Here is a 20,863-nt window from a genome sequence, read left to right on the forward strand (position 1 = left end):
GCACTCCCCGTACAACTCCTCTACCGGGACGACACTTTCGTGCGCCGCGATCTGGAACACGCTGTCCGCCGACGTGTACACGATCGGCCGGCCCGTGCGCAGGTGCTCCTCGCCGAGTTGTTGGATGATCGCCGTCCCGGACGCCGGCCGGTTGCCGAGCACCCGCCGCCCGATCCGCGCTTCGAATGGTTCGATGATCTCGGGGGGAAACCCGTGCGGGTAGGTGGGAAACGGCCGGTCGAGGATCAGCCCCATCATCTCCCAGTGCCCGGTCGTGCTGTCCTTCCCCGGCGCCACCTCGGCCATCTTGCCGAACGCGCCGGTGGGCGCGGGATCCGCCGGAACGCCGAGGATGGGGACGATCCGCCCGAGTCCCAACCGGCCCAGCGTCGGCATCCTCAGCCCTCCGCAGGCCGCCGCGGTGTGCGGCAGGGTGCTGGCCCCCAAATCCCCGAACCTGGCGGCATCGGGCAACTCGCCGACGCCGCAGCTGTCGAGCACGATCACGATCACGCGACGGAGGCGGGTCACCGTCGGCGCCCCGAGCCGGCGCCGGGTCGGCCGCCGGCGAACCGGGTCAGCCGGGGCGCCCGAGGCGCCGGCATGCCAGGGCGATCCCGATCACCGATTTGGCGTCGCGGATCTCGCCCGAGTCGATCCGACGCCGGGCCTCGTCGAGCGCCACGGTCTCGACCCGGAGATCGACTTCCTCGCGGTCCGCCGCGGCGGGGCGGAGGTCCTGGGCCAGGAACACATGCAGTACCTCGGAAAGGATGCCGGGCGACGGGTAGAAGGCGCTGAGGCACTCCCACCGCCCGGCCGCGCGGCCCACCTCCTCGGCGAGTTCGCGCTCGGCGCACCGCTCTGGGGTTTCGCCGGGTTCCATGGTGCCGGCGGGGATCTCGAGAAGGTCGGCCTCCACCGCGGCGCGATACTGGCGGACGAGCACGACGTGCCGGTCCGCGGTCAGGGCAACCATCGCCACCGCCCCGGGGTGTTCGACGATCTCATACTCGACGCGCTGGCCGCCGGGGAACTCGACTTCATCCAGGCGGACCGTCACCCGCCGTCCTTCGAACACCCGGCGGCGGCGCACCAGCCGCCGCATCAGACCCCGGCGGGAGGGTGAATGGAACCGTTCACGCCTTGGCGGACGCGCCCGTCGCGACGTACACAGGCGTCCCTTCACGCGAGGCCAGCTCTCGGAACGCCACGAGAACGCGCTGGGTGATCGGGCCCGGCTTGCCGGTGCCGATGGACCGCCCATCCAGCGTGACCACCGGGCCCAGTTCCGCCCCCGTCCCGGTGAGGAAGCACTCATCGGCCGTGTACATGTCGTGGAGGGTCAGGACCTGCTCGGCGCAGGGGACACCCAGTTGCGCGCACACGTCCACGATCGTCTGCCGGGTCACGCCCTGCAGGATGCCGAGATACGCGGGCGGGGTCAGCACCCGGCCGGCCTTGACGATGAAGACGTTGTCGGCGGTGCACTCGGCGACGTAGCCCTGGGTGGTGAGCATCAACCCCTCGTCGACCCCGGCCAGGTTAACTTCCATCCGAGCCAGGATGTTGTTCAGATAGTTGCACGTTTTCACCCGAGGGTTGAGGACGTCCACCGGTCGCTGCCGCGTCGTGGTCGTGATCATCCGCAGGCCCTTCCGGTACGCCTCCTCCGGGTAGAGCTGGATCGAATCGACGATGACAACGACGTTGGGCCGCGGACACTTTCGCGGGTCGATCCCGAGATCCCCGGGGCCGCGCGACACCACGGGGCGGATGTAGGCGTCCTGCAGCCCGGTCCGACGCACGGTCTCCAGGATCGCCTCGGTCATCTCCGCCTTGGTGAGCGGAATCTCGAGGCCCAGCGTATGCGCGGACTCGAAGAGCCGATCGACGTGCGCGTCCAGCTTGAAGACCCGGCCGTTGTACACGCGGATACCCTCAAACACCCCATCCCCGTACAGGAATCCGTGGTCGTAGACGGAGACCGTCGCCTCCGCCTTCTGGACGAACCGGCCATTCACGTAGACCACCGCACTCATCGCGCTCGCCTCCCGAGTCGCATCTGCGTCAATCCTTCACCTGTTCGCCGCCGGCGTAAATGGCTCCTCCGGGACGTGCCCGGCGGGGTGCTGCGCCTGCCGGAGCGCAGCGGCGATGAACTCGCGGTACAGGGGGTGGGGCCGGTTGGGCCGCGATCGGTATTCGCCGTGAAACTGGGTGCCGACGAACCAGGGGTGATCGAGCAGTTCGACGATCTCCACGAGCTGACGACTTGGGTACAGCCCCGTCACCCGAAGACCGTGCTGCGTCAGGATCGGCAGATAGTGGTTGTTGACCTCGAAGCGATGGCGGTGCCGCTCCTGGACCTCCGCCACCCCGTAGGCCTCCCCCGCGCGCGACCCCGGGGTGAGCCGGCACGGGTACAATCCCAGACGCATCGTCCCCCCCTTGTCGGTGACGGCCTCCTGCTCGGGGAGCAGCCCGATCACCGGGTGCGGCGTGTTCGCGTCCACCTCGGTCGTGTTGGCGCCGGCGAGGCCGCAGACGTCCCGGGCAAACTCCACCACCGCCCACTGCATTCCGTAGCAGACGCCGAAGAACGGAATGCGGCGCTCCCGCGCGAAGCGTGCCGCTTTGACCTTGCCCTCCACCCCTCTCGCGCCAAACCCCGGACAGACCAGGATCCCATCGTACCCCGCGAGCCGCGCCGCCACCCCGTGGTCGTCGAGGGAATCCAGCTCCTCCGAGTCCTGCTTGGTGATCACCACCCGGGCGCCGTTGGCGATGCCGCCGTGCCGGAGCGCTTCCTCGATGCTCACGTACGAATCCTCGTTCCCCACGTACTTGCCGACGAGCGCGATCCGCACGGTCGAGGAGGGATGCCGAATTCGCTCCACCATCGCCCGCCATTCGGCGAGGTCGGGGGGTCGCACCGGGAGGCGCAGGCGGCGCTCCACGATCCGGGGGAGACCCTCGTCCTCGAGGATCAGTGGGACCTCATAGATACTCTGCGCGTCGACCGCCTGAATCACGGCCTCCAGCGGGACGTCGCAAAAGAGCGCGAGCTTCTCCCGCAGTCCGCGGGAGAGCGGGCGCTCGGTCCGGCAGACGAGGACGTCGGGTTGGATCCCGATCCCGCGCAGCTCCTTCACGCTGTGTTGGGTCGGCTTCGTCTTGAGCTCGCCGGCGCTGCGGAGGAAGGGAATGAGCGAGACGTGGATGTACATCACGTTCTCTTCGCCGACGTGGAACTTAAACTGCCGGATCGCCTCGAGAAACGGCAGGCTTTCGATGTCCCCGACGGTGCCGCCGACCTCGACGATGATGATGTCGGCGCCCTGTGCACGGCCGACCCGCGTGATCTCGTCGCGAATCTCGTTGGTGACGTGGGGGATGACCTGCACCGTCCCGCCCAGGTACTCGCCCCGGCGCTCGCGGGCGATCACGGCGCCGTAGATCTTCCCGGTGGTCGTGTTGTTGTCGCGGCAGAGGTTCTCGTCGATGAAGCGTTCGTAGTGGCCGAGGTCCATGTCCGTCTCCGCGCCGTCGTCGGTGACGAAGACCTCCCCGTGCTGAAACGGGTTCATCGTTCCCGCGTCCACGTTCACGTAGGGATCGAACTTCAACAGCGTGACGCGCCACCCCCGGCTCCGGAGCAACCGCCCCAGCGACGCCGAGGTGATGCCCTTGCCCAGCGCGGAGGTGACTCCCCCCGTCACAAAGATGTACTTCGACCCCTGCTGCGTCATTCGCTGCGCCCCCCCCTCCGCCGATTCATGGTTCGTCGCCGCTGCCTCGGATGCGCCTACCGTTCTCCCCAGGTGAGCTTTGCGCGGAGGATGCTGTAGAAACCGCCCCGACCCAGGCGAACGAGCCGAGTGCGGTGGGGCGAGCGTTCCACGCGCACCTCGTCGCCTTCCTTGAGCGGGAACCCTTCCTGCCCGTCCACCGTCAAGATCGGCGGTGGGGGTGGGGCGCCAACCGGGTCGACCCGGATGGTCACCGTGTCGGTCCCGGAGACCAATACGGCGCGAGCGTTGAGCGTGTGGGCGCAGATCGGCGTGAGCACGATCCCGTCCACCGCGGGATGGACGATCGGACCGCCGGCGGAGAGGGAGTACGCGGTGGACCCGGTGGGGGTGGCCACGATCAGGCCGTCGGCCAGATGCGTGGCGAGGTGCTCGCCGTTGACGAAGGTGCGCAGCCTGAGAAGACGCGCGTAGCCGCTCTTGGTGACGACGATATCGTTGAGCGCGAGGAACTCCTGGGGAACCTGCCCGTCCCGCTCCACTCGGGCGCGGATCATCATCCGCTCGTCGAGTTGATAGTCGCCCTCCAACACCCGGTGGAGTGCGCTCGCCACCTCCGGGCCGTTCACCTCGGCCAGGAATCCAAACGCTCCGAGGTTGACCCCCAGGATGGCGATCCCTTGGGGGCCGGCCGCGCGCGCGGTGCGCAGGATGGTTCCGTCTCCCCCGAAGACCACCACGACACCGACCCGCTTGATCAGGTCGGCTTCGCTCGCCCCGAGCGCGGGGTGCCCGAGGATCTCCGCGCTCTCTCGGTTGATCCAGACCGGTACGCCGCGCTCCACGAGGAGGTCCACGGCTTCCCGTGCCAACCGCGCGACATCGGGATTGGCGTGGACCTTTTCGACGTTGACGTTCAGACCGACCGCGATCACGAGCGCCTCGGGGTAACCCCGCCAGCGTGCGCCCGCGCGACGCTGGCGTCGATGGCCTCGGGGGATAGCCCCGCCTCGGTCCCCGGGCGGAGGTGGACCAGGTACTCGATGTTTCCGGCCGGCCCGGTGATCGGTGACGGTGTGACGCCGACGGCGGTCAATTCGGCCGCGCCGGAGGCCGCCAGCACCCGGGAGAGCACTTCCCGGTGGACGTCCGGATCTCGCACCACCCCGCCCCGCGGGACGTGAGCCCGCCCGGCCTCGAACTGGGGCTTGACCAGGGCCACCACAGACCCGTGCGCGGCCACGAGCCCCGCGATCGCCGGCCAGACCAAGCGCAGGCTGATAAACGCGAGGTCTGCGGTCACCAAGTCGCACCGGCCGCCGACCTGCTCGACGGTGAGATACCGGGCATTCACGCCCTCGAGCACCACCACCCGCGGGTCGGTTCGAAGCCCCCAGGCCAGTTGGCCGTGGCCGACGTCGACCGCGTAGACCCTGGACGCTCCGGCGCGGAGGAGACAATCCGTGAATCCCCCCGTGCTCGCTCCGAGGTCCACCGCCACCCTACCCCGCACATCAATGCCAAAGACCTCAAGGGCGTGAGCAAGCTTGAGGCCGCCGCGGCTCGCGTACGCCGTCCCCCGGCGCCGAACCAGCACGGTCGCCCCCGGCGCCACTCTGCGGCCCGGCTTGTCGACAAGCCGGCCATCGACCGTGACCAGGCCCGCCATGATCGCCGCCTGCGCCTCCCCGCGGGTTGCGGCGTGGCGCTGGACAACCAGCCATTGATCCAACCTGACCCCGCTGTCCATCCCCGTCCCCGGCGTCATCGCTCGCGGCTGAGGAGAAACGCGGCGATGCTCCGGAGCCACTCCCCCCGCACGCCGAGCGGCTCGAGCGCAGAGATCGCCTGAGCGGTCGCGGCCCGGGCGAGGTCCCGGGATGCGTCCAGCCCGAAGACGGCGGGAAAAGTCACCTTTGCCTGGGCGGCGTCGCTGCCGGTGCCTTTGCCGAGCTTGCCTTCCTCGCCGACAACATCGAGGATGTCGTCGATGATCTGAAACCCCAACCCGACGTGCTCCCCGTACGCGCTCAAGGCTTTGAGATCGTTCGGGGACGCCCCCGCCAGCATCCCGCCGATGCGCACACAGGCCTGGATCAGCGACCCCGTCTTCAGCCGGTGGATCTCCCGGACATCCGCGGCTTCGACCGGACCCCGGGTTGCGAGGAGATCGAGCACTTGACCGCCGACCATCCCCTTCGTGCCGATACCCTGAGTGACTTCGACGATCGCCCCCACCACACGATCCGGTGGGATCGCATCGCCGTCCGCGATCCCGGCGAGCAATTCGAAGGCCAGCGCGTGGAGTGCGTCGCCCGCGAGGACCGCGATCGCTTCGCCGAAGACCACGTGACAGGTCGGGCGGCCCCGCCGGGTGGGCGAATTGTCCATGGCGGGCAGATCATCATGGATCAGCGAGTACGTGTGGATCAGCTCGACCGCGGCGGCGGCGGGCAGGACGGCGTCCGGCCCCATCCCCGCGACCTCCGCTCCGGCCAAGACCAGGATGGGTCTGAGTCGCTTGCCGCCGGCGAACACGCTGTACCGCATCGCCTGGTGCACGACCTGGGGGGGAGTGTCCTCGGACACCAGCGCGCGGTCAAGCGCCCCCTCGACACGCCTGCCGAGGTCGGCCAGGCGGGCCTCGACAGCGGCGAGCGCATCCGTGGGGGGCAGAGGGAACGAGCCTGCGGGTACGCGCGACGTCAGCGGCATCCTCGCTACCGGATCACAAACTCCCGCTCCCGGGATGGAACATCCTCCCAGTCGACCTGGATCCCGCGAACGGCGGCCCCCGGCGGACCCTCGCGCATCGCGACGAGGAACGCCTCGAGCGCATCCCGCGCTCCCTCCGCCAGCACCTCGACCTGTCCGTTCGGAAGGTTGCGCGCGAAACCGCTGAGCCCCAGCGCTCGGGCGCGCGTGAGGGCGAAGAACCGAAACCCGACCCCCTGCACCCGTCCCGTCACCGCAATTTGGACGCGCACAGAACGCGGGCCGGCCTCACACGTCGGCCGCGTGCCCCACCAAAGGGGGGGTGGTGGATCGGACGATCTTGCCGAGCAGGCCGTTGACGAATCGACCGGATTCCTCGGTGCTGAACCGCTTAGCGAGCTCCACCGCCTCGTTGATGACGACGCGGATCGGGGTATCCGTATATCGGAGTTCGAAGATGGCCAGGCGGAGGATGTTGCGGTCGACCGCCGCCATCCGCTCAAGCGTCCACCGCTCGGCGCACTGGGCAATCACGGGGTCGATCTCACCCAGATGTCCCCGGGTGCCCCGGCACAAGGTCTCCACCCACGTCAAATCGTCGGGAACCCAATCCGGGGCCGCGACGGATGTTAGGGCGTCCTCCAGGGACAGCTTCCCGACGTCCATCTGGAACAGCACCTGTAACGCCGCCGCCCGTGCCTTTCGCCGCATACGCTCCGTTCCGCGCCCCGGTAAACAAACTGACCACCGTAGCTGGTGGTCAGGTTCTTACTCGAGGGCTGCGTCCGCCCGCTGGGCTTCCGTACACTCGTTCGCCGCCTGCACTACCGTATTATACTCGGTTGGGCTTCCGCAAGCAACTCTCGCACCCTGACCACGTCCTCGCGGATCTGCGCGGTCAGGGCCGCGGCACTTGGGAAGGCGCGCTCGGACCGAACCCGCCCGACAAACTCGAGCCTCATCGGTTTGTCGACCAGGGGCCCATCGTAATCAAGGAGGTGGGTCTCCACGGACAGGTCTCCGCCACCGAACGTCGGGCGGTAGCCGATGTTGGTCGCACCACCGTACCGGCGCCCGCCGGTCTCGACGATCGTGGCGTACACCCCCCGTCCCGGGAGGATCTTGCGCGGCGACGGCACCAGCAGGTTGGCGGTCGGAAATCCGATGGTCCGGCCGCGCCCCTGACCGGGCACGACCCGCCCAAGCACGGAGTAGTATCGGCCAAGCAGATGCGCGGCCTCGTCCACCAATCCCTCGCGCAGGGCGCTGCGTATCCTGCTGCTGCTCACCGGCTCCCCCCGCACCAGCGCCGCCGGAACCAGGTGCACCTCCACGCCGTGAGCCCGGCCCCACTCGGTGAGGCGCGCCGCTGTCCCCTCCCGCCGATGGCCGAAGGTGTACGAGGAGCCGACGAAGATCGTCCGGGCCCTCAGTCGTCGGGTGAGGATCTCATCGAGCCACACTTGCGCCGGGGTCCTTGAGAACCCCAGATCGAATCCGAGCACCACCGCGAGATCCACCCCCAATCGTTCAAGCAGGGGGAACCGCTCCTCGATGATCGTCAGCAGAATCGGCTCCACGCTGGGGCGGAGGATCTCGAGCGGGTGGGGGTCAAACGTCACCACCGCGGACTGGAGCCCGACCTCGCCGGCGCGGGTGACGGCCTCTCCGATTACCTTTTGGTGGCCGACGTGCAGGCCGTCAAACGTCCCGAGGGCCAGGACGGAGTCCCCGCCCTGTGCGGGGAACTCATCCAGACCGTGGACGATCCGCAACCAGCGCTCCTCCGGTTCCGGCCAGCACCTTGAACGGCCGCAACATTCCGCCGTCGACCTTGGCCAGCGCGATCAGCGCGCCCCGACGGCTGCGGAGACGGACGGGGAGATCCTCGGAAAGGGCGGTCTCCCCCACTTTCCAAAGCGGGACGGGATGGCCGTTGAGGACCTCGATCACGCTGCGCTCCGAAAGGTCCACCGCCGGCAGATGGCCAACCGCTTCGTCCATCGGGATGACAACGTCCGCGAGCGCGCCGCGGCCGGCACACTCGGCCAACTCCTCCAGGGTGACCGCGTCCCGCAAGGAAAACCGACCGGCGCGCGTGCGCACCATGAAGTGGGCGTACCCGCCCAACCCCATGGCGTCCCCGATATCCGCGCACAGCTTCCGGATGTACGTCCCCTTGCCGCAGGCCACCTCGAGGAGCGCCGACAGGTGGTCGTGACCGATCCAAAGGACATCGATCCGCTGCACCACGACCGGCCGCGGTTGCAGGTCGACCGCTTCTCCGCGGCGGGCCAGCTGATAGAGCCGCACGCCATCGTGATGAATCGCGGACACCATCGGCGGCACCTGCAGGATCTCTCCGGTGAATCGCTTCAGGACCGCCTCGAGCGACTGGCGGGTGACGGGGCGATGTGCCCCGGACGTCTCCGCAGGGGCCAGCCTCTCGCCGTAGGCATCGCCGGTGCTCGTCCGCGCCCCGAGGCGCAGTTCCACCCGGTACTCTTTGTCGGCGTCCATCAGGATCTCGCTCAACCGCGTCGCCCGCCCCAGGCAGCACACCAGCACCCCGGCGGCGCCGGGGTCGAGCGTCCCGGTATGGCCGACGCGACGCAGCCCGGCGGCCCGCCGGACGACGTTGACGACGTCGTGCGATGTCATCCCGGGCGGCTTCAGCAGGTTGAGGACTCCGTCCATCGTCAGGCGGATCCCCCCGGAACCGTGGGGTTCGGCGCGCCAAGTTCGCGCCGAACGACGTCGAGCGTGCGATCGACGGCCGCAGTCAGCCCCTCCTTGATGGTGAATCCCGCCGCCGCCGCATGGCCCCCACCGCCGAACGCCTCGGCGATGACGTTGGCCCGGACCCCGCCTTGGGCGCGGAGGCTGACGTGAATGCCTTCGGGCTCCTCTTTGAAGAGAACGGCCACCTGCGTCCCCCGAGTCGCTCTGATCGCCCCGACGATCCCCTCCGACTCGTCCATCGTCGCCCCGGCTTCCTTCAGCATGGCTTGGGTGACCGTGGTCCAGACCACCCGGCCGGCCTCACAGACGGTGAGGCGGCTGAGCGCCATCCCCGCGAGGCGCAGCGCCCCCTCGGAGCGGTTCTCGTAGACCTGCGTGTACACCGCCGTGGGACTGGCTCCCGCGGCCACCAACTCCGCGGCGATCTGGAAACTTCGCGGGGTCACGCTGGCATGGTGAAAACTGCCGGTGTCCGTGAGCAGCGCGGTGAGCAGGCACGTGGCGGTATCGGCGTCGAGCTCGGCGTGCAGCGCTTTGACGATCGGCAGCACCACTTCCGCGACCGCCGCCGCCTCGGTATCCAGCAGCACGAGGTCCCCGTAGCCGCTGTTGCTCACGTGATGATCGATGTTGACCCACACGGGGACGCCGGCCGCGCGTGCCACCAGCCCGCCGGCCCGCTCCGGGGAGCTGCACTCCATGAACACGACGGCGTCGAAGCTCTCGCCAGCCGGGATCTCGGCGACCACCCGCTCGCTCCCGGGGAGGAATTGATACATCGTCGGCACACCGTCCGCACTCCCGACGACGGCCCGCTGTCCACGGGCCGCCAGGGCTCGGGCGAGCGCCAGCGTGGACCCCAAGCAGTCGCCATCCGGCGCGACGTGATTGAGGAGCAGGACGTTACGCCGACTTTGAAGGGCTTCCGCGATCCGACCGACCGGATGCATCCCCGGATCCCTCGCCTTCCGTCTCCGCCACCTGGCGCAACAGGCGCTGGATGCGCACACCGCGCTCGATCGACTCGTCGAGCCTAAACGACACTGCGGGCATGTGCCGGAGGCGAATCCGCCGCCCCAGCTCTTTCCGGATGAACCCGTGGGCGTTGGCGAGGCCGGCCATCGTTTTGGCTTTCGCCTCCGCGTCTCCCAAAATGCTGACGAATACCCTGGCGTGCCGCAGATCCTGGCTCAGCTCGACGTCCAGGACGGAGACAAACCCGATCCGGGGATCCTTCATCTCGCGTTGGAGAATCGTGCTGATCTCCTCCTTGAACAGTTCACGAAGCCTGGCGATGCGCACGCTCATGCTTGGGCCTCCCTCCCGGCGGGCTCCTCCGTCGCACCTCCACCCCGAGCGCGAAGCGGCGGCGCGGGAGAGATGGACGTGGGGAAGGCGATCACCGCATCTCCACCGCGTAATCGAGCACCACGAGATCGGTGTGCCGCTCGATCGCGCTGGCGACGTGGGCGAGAACCTCGTCGGCGTGGCGGGCGGTCGTGCTGATGTACGCCACCGCAAGCCCGGCGCGCCGCCAGGAGTCCTGGTGCGACACCTCGGCGGCGGCAACGCGAAACCGATGGTGCAATCGGTCCAAAAGCGATTTCACGATCCGCCGCTTGTCTTTGATGCTCTGCGTCCCCGGAAGGCTACACTCGACCCGCAGCAACCCGACCACCATGGTCTGTCTCCTGTTCCCCTAGGGGGGCACCGTCCCCGGGGTGGTCTCGCCAGCCGTCAGGCCGGCTTCACCTCCATGGCGAATGCCTCGATCGTGTCGCCTTCCTTGATGTCGTTGTAGCGTTCGAGGCCGATTCCGCACTCGAACCCTTCGACCACCTCGCGGACATCGTCCTTGAAGCGCCGCAACGATCCGATCACCCCTTCGTGAACGACGGCGCCATCCCGGATCAGGCGGGCCTTGGCGCCCCGCACGATCTTCCCGCTGGTCACGTAGCAGCCCGCGATCGTCCCGATCCGGCTGATCGAATAGACTTTGCGCACTTCCACCCGCCCCAAGATGACCTCAGCCATCTCCGGAGCCAGCAAGCCCGTCGAGAGCTTCTTGACGTCGTCGAGCACCTCGTAGATCACGCGGTAGAGGCGGACATCGACCCCCTGGGTCTCGGCCAGACGTCTGACCGGCGGTTCCGGGCGGACGTTGAAGCCGATCACGCGGGCGAAGCTCGCCGCCGCAAGCATGACGTCAGACTCGGTCACGTTCCCCACGCCCGCGTGCAGGATCGTGATGATGACTTCCCGGCTGGTGAGACGCTCCAAAGCCGGAACCAGGGCTTCCACCGATCCCTGGACATCGCCCTTCACGATGAGGCGCAACTCTTTACTTTCCGTCACCGCCCCCGTCTCTTTGGAGATCTCCTCGACGCTGACCTGGCGCACCCTGGCCTGTTCGGTGGCCCGCCGGCGCTCGCTCCGCTCCTCGGCCACGGCCTTCGCGATCCGCTCGTTGGAAACGACTTCCACGAGATCCCCGGCCTGGGGGACATCGCTGAGCCCGATCGCTTCGACCGGTACACTCGGTCCGGCCGCTTGGATGCGCGCGCCCTTGTCATCGGTCATCGCCCGGATCCGCCCGTACGTCTCCCCGACCACCGCGGCGTCCCCGACCCGCAGGGTACCGTCCTGCACCAAGATCGTGGCGACCGGCCCCCGTCCCTTGTCGAGGCGGGCTTCGATCACCGTGGCGCGTGCCGCCTTGTCGGGGGTGGCCCGAAGGTCGCGCAGCTCCGCGACGAGGAGGATCATCTCGAGCAGGGCGTCGAGCCCGGTGCCCTGCCGCGCGGAGACCGGCACGGTGATGGTATCACCGCCCCACTCCTCCGGGACGAGACCGAGATCGGCCAGCTGCTGCTTGACGCGATCGGGATTGATCTGCGCCAGGTCGATCTTGTTCACCGCGACAATGATCGGAACCCGCGCGGCCTTGGCGTGGTTGATCGCCTCGATCGTCTGCGGCATCACCCCGTCATCGGCCGCCACCACGAGCACGGCGATGTCGGTCACGTGCGCGCCGCGCGCCCGCAGAGCCGTGAACGCTTCGTGGCCGGGGGTGTCGAGGAAGGTGATCGGTTTGCCCGCGGCCTCGACGGTGTACGCGCCGATGTGCTGCGTGATGCCGCCGTACTCTTGCGAGGCCACGCTGGTCTTCCGGATGGCGTCGAGGAGGCTGGTCTTCCCGTGGTCGACGTGGCCCATCACCGTCACGACGGGCGGCCGGAGGTCCCGACCCTTCTCCGCCGGCGTCGCGCTCGGCACTTCCAAGGTGGGGGCGAGATCGGTCACCTGAGCGACCTCACGCGCCCTGGCCGCAAAGTTGAACATCCCCATGACTTTGCCGGCGATCTCCAGCGGGATCATATGGTTGATCCCGGCCATCACCCCCGCTTCGACCAGCCGCTTCACCACCTCGCCCGGTGGCACGCCCATCCGAACCGCCAGCTCGCCAACCTGGATCGGGCCGTCGAGTTCAAGGTAGCGCACGGGCTGCGGAGCGGCAGTGGCGGCGGGGGGCGGGGGCTCCGGAGCCACGCGTGGCACCTCCACCGGTCTCACCGCCTCCGGCTTCGCCGGTTCTCGCTTCGGTGGTTCGACGGCGGGCGTCTCGGGTGAAAGGCGCGGCATCGCCGTGCCCTCGCCGACTTGAGGTTCGTATCGAGGGACCTTGCGGACGTCGGCGAATCGAACGGTAGGCTTGTCCTTGGTCGGCGCCGAAGGCGCCGCCGCGGCCTGGGCGCCGGCGGGGCCGGCCGCCGCCGCCGGATGCTCCCTGACCCCCCTCTCCGGGTGCACCGGCTTCGTGTCGAGGGAGGTCCTCTTCGCGTCGGGCTTGACCTCGACCGTCTTCTTGGCGGCGAGGCGGTCGGCAGGCTTCGCGGGGCTCTTCACCGGGCCTTTTTCGCTGGGGGTCGGCGCCGCGGAAGGCTTCCCCGGAGCAGCCGGCGGGTGCGCCGGAGTCGCGGGAGCCGGCGTCGCCTCAACTCGGGGAGCGCGGATCACCCGCACGCCTCTGATCTCGGATCCATAACTCGCCTGAAGGAAGGCACTCTGGCGTACCTTCTCCGCGTCCACCGCCGTGGCCGTGCCGCGGACCTCGTGCGCCTGCGCCCCCGCCGATGTGCCGGCGGAACCTGGCTGAGATTCCCGTCCTCCGGCATGAGCTTTGCGGAGGTGTTCGACGACCGAGTCGTCGAGCACACTCATGTGGTTGCGGACCGGGACCTTCAGAGCCTCCAGCTTGGCGATGAGTTCCTTGCTGGTCAGCCCCAGTTCCCGGGCGAGTTCATGAACCTTCACGATACCCCTCCATGCGCCTAGGGCGCTCCCGGCTTCCGCGCGGGCTTCTCGTCGAACAGCTCCGCGGCTTTGGCCAGGGGGATCCGGTGCACCACAGGGGGGCGCGGGGTTGCCGGCCGCTGCGATGCCCCACGCAACCCCTGTGCCACCTCAGCGGGAATCTCGCGCTCGAGCATGCGTGCGAGTTTCCCTCCACGCACGGCGAGCTCGATGCAGGACGCCGCCGGGCACACGTACGCCCCGCGGCCGGACAACTTCCCCGTCGGATCGACCCGCACGTCACCCGACACGGTCCGAACGACGCGCACGAGATCCCGTTTCGTGCGCACTTGGCCGCAGGCCACACACTGGCGCTCCGGGAGCCGTCGTACCTTCGCCATCTGCTCACTCCGCGACCGTCTTCTCCTCGACCCGGGCGATGTTCTCCACCACCGGTCCGTCCCCGACGGCGGGGGTCTCTTCCACCGGCACGGGCGTCTCCGCCGCCGGGATGGCGACCCCATCGTCGGCCGCGGCCGGTTCCTCCTCCGGGGGGAGGTCCGCAAAGATCTTCCGGGCCTCAAGCTCCTTGATTTGCGATTCGCTCTTGATATCGATCCGCCACCCGGTCAGCTTTGCGGCCAGCCGTGCGTTCTGGCCTTCCTTGCCGATGGCCAACGACAACTGGTTATCCGGCACGATCACCAGGGCCGTCTTCGTCTCCTCGCTGATCTCGACCCGGATCACCTTCGCCGGGCTGAGCGCGCTCGCCACAAAGAGCGCCGAGTCGCTGGCCCACGGGACGATGTCGATCTTTTCCCCGCGCAGTTCGTCCACGATCGACTGCACCCGGGATCCTTTCGGCCCCACGCACGACCCGACCGCGTCGACGTTTCGGTCACGGGAAATCACCGCCACCTTACTCCGCGCACCTGCCTCGCGGGCGATCGCCCTGATCTCGACGATGCCCTCGTAGATCTCGGGCACCTCGATCTCGAACAACCGCTTCAGCAGCCCGGGATGGGTGCGCGAGACGACGATCTGCGGTCCCCGGTTCCCCTGCTTCACCTCGACCACGTAGGCCTTCACGCGGTCGTTTTGCCGGTACCCTTCCCGCGGCACCTGCTCGGTCGGAGGGAGCACGGCCTCGATCCGGCCGAGGTCCATGTAGACGTTCCGCCGCTCCACGCGTTGGACCGTGCCGGTGACGATGTCACCCTCCCGATCGCGGAACTCCTTGTACACCATGTCGCGCTCGGCTTCACGAATGCGCTGAACGATCACCTGCTTCGCGGTCTGCGCGGCGATCCGGCCGAAATCCTTGGGGGTCACTTCCACCTCAACGGTGTCGCCCACCTGAATCTCGGAATCCCACCCCCGCGCCTCGGATATGGGAATCTCGGTAGTCGGGTCGGCCACCGTGTCGACGATCGTCCGGACGCTGAAGACGTGCTGCTCACCCGTTTCGCGGTCCAACTCGATCCGAATGTTTTGGGCAGCGGACCCAAAGTTCTTCTTATACGCCGACAGCAGGGCGGCCTCGATCGCCTCGATGAGGACGTCCTTGCTGAGGCTCTTTTCCTCTTCCAATTGTTTGATCGCCTTGATGAGCTCAGTGTTATTCACTCACCACTCACCCCCAGCGCTCCGGATGCCCCTTCGCCGGCCCACCCCGCTCACCTTCGGGAGCGCCCTCCCCTTGCGCGCTTCCCCCCGAAGCCGTTCGGGAGGGCGAGGCGGAGGCCGCCCTGGATCGCCTGAAGTCTTCACGCAAATCCGACATCTCCACAACGAGCTTCGCCTGCGCGATCTCCTCTTCCGCCAGGCGGATCTCCCTCCCGTCCTCCAGTAGGAGCGAGACGCGCCCGTCGACGAGGCCAAGCAATCGTCCACGAAACCGCCGTTGCCCGTCGTGGGGGACGACCGTCGTCACCGCCGCTGTCCGACCCGAAAACCGCACAAAATCGGGCAGCCGGCGGAGCGGCCGGTCGAGGCCCGGCGACGCCACTTCCAGTGTATAGGAATGCGCGAGCAGATCGTACAGATCCAACTCCCGGCTGAGCGCCTCGCTCAACCGGGCACAGTCCTCCACGCCCGCGCGGCCGTCTCGGTCAACGAGCACCCTCAAGATCTGATGTCCTCCGCCGCCGACCCATTCCACGTCGACCAACTCCAAACCCATACGGGCCGCGATAGGTCCGGCGAGCACCGCCACCTGCTCGGCTACCTCGTGACGCTTCATCCAAAAACTCCCCACAAACGTGCGCCCCAGCCTTCGGCGCCTCCAAGAACGAGAGAGTGGGTAGCGCACCCACTCCCCTGAAAGCGTCAAGATTGGGGCACGGGACCTAACTGAAACCGTCTGTAGTATAGCATACGCCGAACGCCGATGACAAGGCGCCTGGGGGGCCTCGCGTGGGTGCCGGAAATATCGCCTCCTCGCCCAACCCCGCCGTTCGCTGTCGTATACTGAGGGGCGGCCGCGGGCGCTGGCGGGACAACCGAGCGTCCGGGGCGAATCCTGCGAAATACTTCGAGACCAAGAGGGGGCGGATAATGCGGATGCTGATGCGCGTCACGATGCAAGTGGAGCAGGCGAACAAAGCGTTCAAAGACGGGACCCTTCAGAAAACGATGCAGTCGTCGCTGGAAGCGCTCAAGCCTGAGGCGGCCTACTTCGGCGCGATCGATGGGGCCCGCACCGGCCTCATTTTCTTCGACCTGAAGGATGTGAGCGACCTGCCTCGGATCGCGGAACCGTTTTTCCATAACTTCAACGCTACCGTCGAATTCTGCCCCGTCATGAATGGGGACGATCTGAGGGCGGGTATGGGGAAAGTGCAGCTGTAGCCCGCGCTCACGCCGCCCCGAGCAGGGTGTCGCCCCGCCGATCACCCGCGACGCGCCTTGGCACAGATGCCGTCCCCCCGGCGAGGGCAGACGGTGACCCTCCGGGGTCGATCATCTCCGGCGGGCCCGAGGCCGGGGGGGCCGACGGCACGCGCGGGTGTGGCGAAGGACGGCAGGGGTGACGATGAAGCCGACGCCGCAACAGATCGCCGAAGCCGCCCGCGATGCGATGTGGACGCAGGACAGGGCCAGCCGCACCCTTGGCATGGCGGTGGTCGAGATCGGTCCGGGCCACGCCATGCTGCGCATGGCGGTGCGGCCGGAGATGTGCAACGGGCATCTCATCTGTCACGGTGGGATGATCTTCGCGCTCGCCGATTCGGCGTTCGCCTTCGCCTGCAACTCTTACAACACGGTCACGGTGGCGAACAACTGCGCGATCACGTTCACCGCCGCCGCGCACGTGGGCGATGTCCTGACGGCCGAGGCGGTTGAGCGGCACCGCAGCGGAAGGTCCGGGGTGTACGACGTGACCGTCACCGACCAGAGCAGAAGATTAGTCGCCGTCTTCCGCGGCCACTCCACCCAGATCAGGGGCGAACTGGTGTCGGGGCTGACACCAAACGCCCCAGACACCGGCGCGTCTTGAGTTGAGACGTCACTGAGCATTGGGGGGTGGTGCGAGGGCAACCGCCCCGCTCGGGCACCGGGACCGTCCTGCTCCGACGGTCCGAAGCCACCCCACCGCCGGCGAGACGCTCAGGGAGCATCCCCCGCGATCGCCGCGACGGCAACGAGACGCCCCCCCCGCACCGTGGTCACGGGCTCCAGGCCGACCGAGGCGAGCTCGGTGTGCCCGCTGGCGTCGCTGTATTCAACCGGACCTTCACGGAGCCGGAAGACCGTCACGTCCGCGCACGCCCCGGGACGGAGCGTCCCGATCTCCCCTTCCCATCCAATGGCGCTGGCGGGCCCGAGGGTCGTCGCCGCGACAACGTCGCGCAGGCTCATGCCCAGGTGGAGAAATTTGGCCATGGTGGTGGCCAGATCGCGAACCGGATGACGGAGGTTGAGCTCGTGGAGGTCGGTACTGATCGAATGCAGCGGCAGCCCGGCCGCCATGGCCAGCCGCGCGGTCGCGAAGGAAAAGCTCGAGAGGCCGTGGCCGATGTCGAACCGCACCCCGCGATCCGCCGCCGCCCGCACCGCCCGGATCGGGCGGCCCACGCGATCCAGGATCGAGCCGGGCCCTTTCCCGTGCCAGCAGTGGGTCACGATGTCCCCTTCCTCCAGATGATCCAGCACCTCGTCGATCACCGGAGGCCCCAGTCCGAGGTGGCACATCACCCGAGTACCGGAGAGCCTCGCCGCTTGGACCGCCAGCTCAACCGGCGTGATATCCATCACGCCGCAGTGGAGGTAGCTCGCCAACACCTTCACCCCGACGACTTCCCCGGGATGTCCCTCCACCGTGGCCACCGTCTGCGCCTGATCGAAGTGCTCCCACGCCCCGTGCACCGGGGACACCGTCAACCCCGGGAGCGAGACGTTGACGAAGGCCATCACCCGCGTCGCGGCGCGTTGGATGACGTAGGTCGAGAACGCGTCGTAGTTCCAGGCCCCGCATGAACCCGTGTCCACGACCGTGGTGACGCCCTTCGCCACACCCGCGTCGCGGTCGGGGTCGAGGCTTCCCCGGGTCAGCCGGTGCGCGACGTGGGCGTGCAGGTCGATCCACCCGGGGGAGACGAAACGTTGGGAGGCGTCCACGACCGTGCGGGACGCGCCCGGGACGTGCCCGACCGCGACGATCCGGTCCCCGCGGATCACGACGTCCGCGGGCCCGTTGAGATCCTGCGCCGGATCGATGACCCACCCTCCGCGGATCGCCAGGTCGTAGGGCTCCGCCGGGGCGGGCGTGGTCATGGATACAAGCGGTTGATCAACCGTGGAAACGGGATCGTCTCTCGAACGTGCTCGAGCCCGCAGATCCAGGCGACGGTCCGTTCGATCCCGATGCCGAACCCGCTGTGGGGAACCGAGCCGTAGCGCCGAAGGTCGAGATACCAGGCGTACTCCGCTCGCGGGAGTTTCGCCTCTCGGATCCGGGTCTCGAGCAGCTCGATGTCGTGGATCCGTTCCCCGCCCCCGATGATCTCGCCGTATCCCTCCGGGGCGATCAGGTCGGCCCCCAGCACCACCTCAGGACGCTCGGGATCGGGCTGCATGTAGAACGCCTTGCACTGCGCGGGGTACCGATGGACGAACACCGGCCGGTCGTGAAGCTGGCCGATCACGGTCTCCTCGTCCCCGCCGAAGTCCTCACCCCACCGAACGGGGTGCCCGCGAGCCGCCAGCGCCGCGACGGCCTCATCGTACGAGATGCGCGGGAACGGAGCGCGCACGCGGTCCAGCGGCGCCAGATCGCGCTCCAGGGTCAGCAACTCCGCCCGTCGGCGCTCCAGCACCCGCTGGACGATGAAGGCCACCATTCCCTCGGCCAGCGCGACGCAGCCGTCGAGGTCCAAAAACGCCGCCTCCGGCTCCACCATCCAGAACTCGGTGAGGTGCCGACGGGTCTTGCTCTTCTCCGCCCGAAACGTCGGTCCGAAACAGTAGACCCGCCCGAGGGCAGCGGCGGTCGCCTCGTTGTAGAGCTGGCCGCTCTGGGCGAGGTAGGCCGTGCGCTCAAAGTACGGGGTCTCGAACAGCGTCGTCGTCCCCTCGCAGGCCGATGGGGTGAGAATCGGCGTGTCCATCCTCACGTACCCCCGGTCGTCGAGGTAGTCGCAGATCGCCCGCTCCACCTCCGCCCGCACCCGCATGATCGCATGGGGTCGGGCGCTGCGAAGCCAGAGGTGGCGGTGGTCCATCAGAAACTCCACCCCATGCTCCTTCGAAGTGATGGGGTACGGCTCGGCCCGCTGGACGACCGCGAGGCGGCGAAGGCTCAACTCGAACCCGCCGGGCGCGCGGCGGTCCTCGCGCACGACCCCGCCAACGGTGACCGAGGATTCCTGCGTGAGCGCGCCGACCGCTTCGAAAACCGGGGAAGGCAGTTCGTGCCGGACGGCAACCGCCTGCAGGATCCCCGTCCCGTCCCGGAGGACAAGGAAATGGATCGCCCCGCTGCTCCGGAGATGGTAGACCCACCCGTGGAGCTCGACCTCCTCGCCGACGTGCGTCCCCAACGCGTCGATCGTGGTGGTCATCATGCGCGCCGTACCCCATCGGTCATGGCTGCCCACCCTCCTTTTCCACGATCCACTCGAGGTCCACGAGGCTCGACTCGGCGAGCAGCGGTCTCGACGCCTCCACCCGGCCCTCCCGCACCACCAGGATGCGCTTGCGCCAACTCCCCGTGAACGGAATCATCACCTGCGATACCCCCGGGACTCGCCGGCGCCCGACCGTGAGCGATTGCGGCACCCCCAGCGTGACGACCACGAGATGCTCGTTCAGGCGGAGGTTCACGAGAAGCCGCGGTCCGTCCTGATACGGGGTCATGGGTCCCGCGTGCTGGAGCGCCTCCTGGACGAGCGCCAGCACCCGGGCCGCCTTTGCCGGGCCGAGGGTCTCCGGCCGTCGGGTCCGCAGCAACGCCACTCGCGCCGTTCGGGGGGTGAGCCCGCTGTCGTGGGGGACCACCGCCGGGACCGGCGGGCGAGGGATCGCCCCGACCTCACCGTGTGATGGGGAACCGCCGCAGGCGGCGGCCGCGAGCGCGGCGAGAGGGACCGCCCACCGCCATACCATGCGTCACTGGCTACGCCGGGCGGCTGGCCATCTCCTCTCGGCCGCGCCGGCGTACTTGCGGGTGTGGAGGGCGCGGCGTACAATGCCGCTGTGGTGACGCCCGCGCGGGTCGCGCTGATCTTCGATATGGACAACACGTTGATCGGCTCGCGGATCGACTTCCCGGCAATCCGACGATCGCTGATCGCGATGCTGCGGACGACGGGCGCGGTGGACGAATCCGACGAGGTCCTGATGCGCCGCGCGTTGGCGCAGCTCGTGGCGATAGGGGCCGCGCACGATCGCCATCACGGCACCGCGCTGGCCCGACGGATGTGGGAGATCATCGAAGCGCACGAAGCCGAGGGGCTGCGTGACGCCCTGCCGCTGGATGGCGCCGCCGAGGTCCTTGGGACCCTGCGCGCGCGCGGGTTCCGGATCGCGGTCCTCACGAACAACGGCCGGACCGGCGCCGTTGACGCCCTGCACGCCTCCGGCCTCGGCGGGCTGGCCGAAACCGTGATCGCCCGCGACGACGCCGGGGCGCTGAAACCTGCAGGGGACGGCGTCTGGGAAGCGGTACGCCGCCTCGGCTCCGTGGAGCGGTCCTATGTGATCGGGGATTCGTGGATCGACGGGGCCGCGGCCGCCGAGGCGGGCGCCCGGTTCATCGCCTATCGGCGCAGTGCGGAAGAACTCGGCGATCGGGGAATCCACCCCTGGTGCTGCGTCGCCCACCTCGGGGAACTGCTCGCGCTCGACTTCACCACGTAGCG

Annotated in this window: 24 protein-coding genes; 3 read left to right on the forward strand and 21 right to left on the reverse strand. The window is 68.6% G+C overall.

Features of this window, described 5'->3' with window-relative positions; all coding sequences use genetic code 11:
- The 18 genes from VKV57_03410 to rimP all read right to left on the reverse strand — a co-directional run.
- Positions 1 to 531: phosphopentomutase (locus tag VKV57_03410; protein ID HLW58953.1), on the reverse strand; the 531-nt coding region annotated here is incomplete at its 3' end.
- A 46-nt stretch (positions 532 to 577) separates the two neighbouring features.
- Positions 578 to 1,108 carry an NUDIX hydrolase gene (locus tag VKV57_03415; protein ID HLW58954.1) on the reverse strand — a complete coding sequence of 177 codons (531 nt, stop codon included), beginning with the start codon at positions 1,106 to 1,108 and terminating at the stop codon, positions 578 to 580.
- 31 nt (positions 1,109 to 1,139) lie between these two features.
- Complete coding sequence (gene ilvE / locus VKV57_03420; protein HLW58955.1) at positions 1,140 to 2,042, reverse strand: branched-chain-amino-acid transaminase; 903 nt, start codon at positions 2,040 to 2,042, stop codon at positions 1,140 to 1,142.
- A 36-nt stretch (positions 2,043 to 2,078) separates the two neighbouring features.
- Positions 2,079 to 3,752 carry a CTP synthase gene (locus VKV57_03425; GenBank protein ID HLW58956.1) on the reverse strand — a complete coding sequence of 558 codons (1,674 nt, stop codon included), beginning with the start codon at positions 3,750 to 3,752 and terminating at the stop codon, positions 2,079 to 2,081.
- A 56-nt stretch (positions 3,753 to 3,808) separates the two neighbouring features.
- Entirely contained in the window at positions 3,809 to 4,687 is an 879-nt protein-coding gene (locus VKV57_03430) for an NAD(+)/NADH kinase (GenBank protein ID HLW58957.1), read from the reverse strand.
- Entirely contained in the window at positions 4,684 to 5,520 is an 837-nt protein-coding gene (locus tag VKV57_03435) for a TlyA family RNA methyltransferase (GenBank protein ID HLW58958.1), read from the reverse strand. Before VKV57_03435 ends, VKV57_03430 begins: the two co-directional genes overlap by 4 nt.
- Complete coding sequence (locus tag VKV57_03440) at positions 5,517 to 6,467, reverse strand: farnesyl diphosphate synthase (GenBank protein ID HLW58959.1); 951 nt, start codon at positions 6,465 to 6,467, stop codon at positions 5,517 to 5,519. Before VKV57_03440 ends, VKV57_03435 begins: the two co-directional genes overlap by 4 nt.
- 5 nt (positions 6,468 to 6,472) lie before the next feature.
- Entirely contained in the window at positions 6,473 to 6,739 is a 267-nt protein-coding gene (locus tag VKV57_03445) for an acylphosphatase (protein HLW58960.1), read from the reverse strand.
- A 16-nt stretch (positions 6,740 to 6,755) separates the two neighbouring features.
- Positions 6,756 to 7,178, reverse strand: coding sequence for a transcription antitermination factor NusB (nusB, locus tag VKV57_03450; protein ID HLW58961.1), 423 nt, complete (start codon positions 7,176 to 7,178; stop codon positions 6,756 to 6,758).
- Between the two features lie 113 nt (positions 7,179 to 7,291).
- Positions 7,292 to 8,242, reverse strand: coding sequence for a bifunctional riboflavin kinase/FAD synthetase (locus tag VKV57_03455; GenBank protein ID HLW58962.1), 951 nt, complete (start codon positions 8,240 to 8,242; stop codon positions 7,292 to 7,294).
- A complete protein-coding gene (truB, locus tag VKV57_03460) occupies positions 8,217 to 9,164 on the reverse strand; it encodes a tRNA pseudouridine(55) synthase TruB (protein HLW58963.1) in 948 nt (315 codons plus the stop codon). Before truB ends, VKV57_03455 begins: the two co-directional genes overlap by 26 nt.
- Before the next feature lie 2 nt (positions 9,165 to 9,166).
- Entirely contained in the window at positions 9,167 to 10,159 is a 993-nt protein-coding gene (locus VKV57_03465) for a DHHA1 domain-containing protein (GenBank protein HLW58964.1), read from the reverse strand.
- Positions 10,113 to 10,517: a 30S ribosome-binding factor RbfA gene (rbfA, locus tag VKV57_03470; GenBank protein ID HLW58965.1), complete on the reverse strand. Its 405-nt coding sequence runs from the start codon at positions 10,515 to 10,517 to the stop codon at positions 10,113 to 10,115. Before rbfA ends, VKV57_03465 begins: the two co-directional genes overlap by 47 nt.
- Before the next feature lie 91 nt (positions 10,518 to 10,608).
- Positions 10,609 to 10,890, reverse strand: coding sequence for a DUF503 domain-containing protein (locus VKV57_03475; protein ID HLW58966.1), 282 nt, complete (start codon positions 10,888 to 10,890; stop codon positions 10,609 to 10,611).
- A 56-nt stretch (positions 10,891 to 10,946) separates the two neighbouring features.
- Positions 10,947 to 13,523 (reverse strand): translation initiation factor IF-2, encoded by a 2,577-nt coding sequence (gene infB, locus VKV57_03480; GenBank protein HLW58967.1) that lies wholly within the window; start codon positions 13,521 to 13,523, stop codon positions 10,947 to 10,949.
- Positions 13,524 to 13,540: 17 nt separating this feature from the next.
- Complete coding sequence (locus VKV57_03485) at positions 13,541 to 13,903, reverse strand: YlxR family protein (protein ID HLW58968.1); 363 nt, start codon at positions 13,901 to 13,903, stop codon at positions 13,541 to 13,543.
- Positions 13,904 to 13,907: 4 nt separating this feature from the next.
- Positions 13,908 to 15,128, reverse strand: coding sequence for a transcription termination factor NusA (gene nusA, locus VKV57_03490; GenBank protein ID HLW58969.1), 1,221 nt, complete (start codon positions 15,126 to 15,128; stop codon positions 13,908 to 13,910).
- Positions 15,129 to 15,135: 7 nt separating this feature from the next.
- The gene (gene rimP, locus VKV57_03495) at positions 15,136 to 15,744 is read right to left on the reverse strand and encodes a ribosome maturation factor RimP (protein HLW58970.1); all 609 of its coding nucleotides are present in this window, start codon (positions 15,742 to 15,744) and stop codon (positions 15,136 to 15,138) included.
- 314 nt (positions 15,745 to 16,058) lie between these two features.
- On the opposite strand from rimP, the gene VKV57_03500 reads away from it, so the two are divergent.
- Positions 16,059 to 16,352 carry a hypothetical protein gene (locus VKV57_03500; GenBank protein ID HLW58971.1) on the forward strand — a complete coding sequence of 98 codons (294 nt, stop codon included), beginning with the start codon at positions 16,059 to 16,061 and terminating at the stop codon, positions 16,350 to 16,352.
- 184 nt (positions 16,353 to 16,536) lie between these two features.
- Complete coding sequence (gene paaI, locus VKV57_03505) at positions 16,537 to 17,001, forward strand: hydroxyphenylacetyl-CoA thioesterase PaaI (protein ID HLW58972.1); 465 nt, start codon at positions 16,537 to 16,539, stop codon at positions 16,999 to 17,001.
- Positions 17,002 to 17,111: 110 nt separating this feature from the next.
- Here paaI and VKV57_03510 read toward each other — a convergent pair whose 3' ends face one another.
- From VKV57_03510 to VKV57_03520, 3 genes are read right to left on the reverse strand one after another with little or no spacing between them, the layout of a single operon-like run.
- Positions 17,112 to 18,278: an amidohydrolase/deacetylase family metallohydrolase gene (locus VKV57_03510; protein ID HLW58973.1), complete on the reverse strand. Its 1,167-nt coding sequence runs from the start codon at positions 18,276 to 18,278 to the stop codon at positions 17,112 to 17,114.
- Complete coding sequence (asnS, locus tag VKV57_03515; protein HLW58974.1) at positions 18,275 to 19,564, reverse strand: asparagine--tRNA ligase; 1,290 nt, start codon at positions 19,562 to 19,564, stop codon at positions 18,275 to 18,277. The genes VKV57_03510 and asnS overlap by 4 nt, the downstream gene beginning before the upstream one ends.
- Before the next feature lie 22 nt (positions 19,565 to 19,586).
- On the reverse strand, positions 19,587 to 20,108 hold the full coding sequence (locus VKV57_03520; GenBank protein HLW58975.1) for a hypothetical protein: 522 nt from the start codon (positions 20,106 to 20,108) through the stop codon (positions 19,587 to 19,589).
- A 63-nt stretch (positions 20,109 to 20,171) separates the two neighbouring features.
- On the opposite strand from VKV57_03520, the gene VKV57_03525 reads away from it, so the two are divergent.
- On the forward strand, positions 20,172 to 20,861 hold the full coding sequence (locus tag VKV57_03525; protein HLW58976.1) for an HAD family hydrolase: 690 nt from the start codon (positions 20,172 to 20,174) through the stop codon (positions 20,859 to 20,861).
- Positions 20,862 to 20,863 lie beyond the last annotated feature (2 nt).

This window comes from bacterium, assembly GCA_035307765.1.
Classification (GTDB): domain Bacteria; phylum Sysuimicrobiota; class Sysuimicrobiia; order Sysuimicrobiales; family Segetimicrobiaceae; genus Segetimicrobium.

Bases quoted from the DNA above. Each gene is read 5' to 3' on its own strand.
- VKV57_03485 (HLW58968.1), bottom strand. From the start codon at position 13,903: ATGGCGAAGGTACGACGGCTCCCGGAGCGCCAGTGTGTGGCCTGCGGC.
- truB (HLW58963.1), bottom strand. From the start codon at position 9,164: ATGGACGGAGTCCTCAACCTGCTGAAGCCGCCCGGGATGACATCGCAC.
- VKV57_03520 (HLW58975.1), bottom strand. From the start codon at position 20,108: ATGGTATGGCGGTGGGCGGTCCCTCTCGCCGCGCTCGCGGCCGCCGCC.
- VKV57_03440 (HLW58959.1), bottom strand. From the start codon at position 6,467: ATGCCGCTGACGTCGCGCGTACCCGCAGGCTCGTTCCCTCTGCCCCCC.
- VKV57_03415 (HLW58954.1), bottom strand. From the start codon at position 1,108: ATGCGGCGGCTGGTGCGCCGCCGCCGGGTGTTCGAAGGACGGCGGGTG.
- nusB (HLW58961.1), bottom strand. From the start codon at position 7,178: ATGCGGCGAAAGGCACGGGCGGCGGCGTTACAGGTGCTGTTCCAGATG.
- VKV57_03465 (HLW58964.1), bottom strand. From the start codon at position 10,159: ATGCATCCGGTCGGTCGGATCGCGGAAGCCCTTCAAAGTCGGCGTAAC.
- VKV57_03510 (HLW58973.1), bottom strand. From the start codon at position 18,278: ATGACCACGCCCGCCCCGGCGGAGCCCTACGACCTGGCGATCCGCGGA.
- rbfA (HLW58965.1), bottom strand. From the start codon at position 10,517: ATGAGCGTGCGCATCGCCAGGCTTCGTGAACTGTTCAAGGAGGAGATC.
- ilvE (HLW58955.1), bottom strand. From the start codon at position 2,042: ATGAGTGCGGTGGTCTACGTGAATGGCCGGTTCGTCCAGAAGGCGGAG.
- VKV57_03500 (HLW58971.1), top strand. From the start codon at position 16,059: ATGCGGATGCTGATGCGCGTCACGATGCAAGTGGAGCAGGCGAACAAA.
- asnS (HLW58974.1), bottom strand. From the start codon at position 19,564: ATGACCACCACGATCGACGCGTTGGGGACGCACGTCGGCGAGGAGGTC.
- VKV57_03425 (HLW58956.1), bottom strand. From the start codon at position 3,752: ATGACGCAGCAGGGGTCGAAGTACATCTTTGTGACGGGGGGAGTCACC.
- VKV57_03475 (HLW58966.1), bottom strand. From the start codon at position 10,890: ATGGTGGTCGGGTTGCTGCGGGTCGAGTGTAGCCTTCCGGGGACGCAG.
- rimP (HLW58970.1), bottom strand. From the start codon at position 15,744: ATGAAGCGTCACGAGGTAGCCGAGCAGGTGGCGGTGCTCGCCGGACCT.
- paaI (HLW58972.1), top strand. From the start codon at position 16,537: ATGAAGCCGACGCCGCAACAGATCGCCGAAGCCGCCCGCGATGCGATG.
- VKV57_03435 (HLW58958.1), bottom strand. From the start codon at position 5,520: ATGACGCCGGGGACGGGGATGGACAGCGGGGTCAGGTTGGATCAATGG.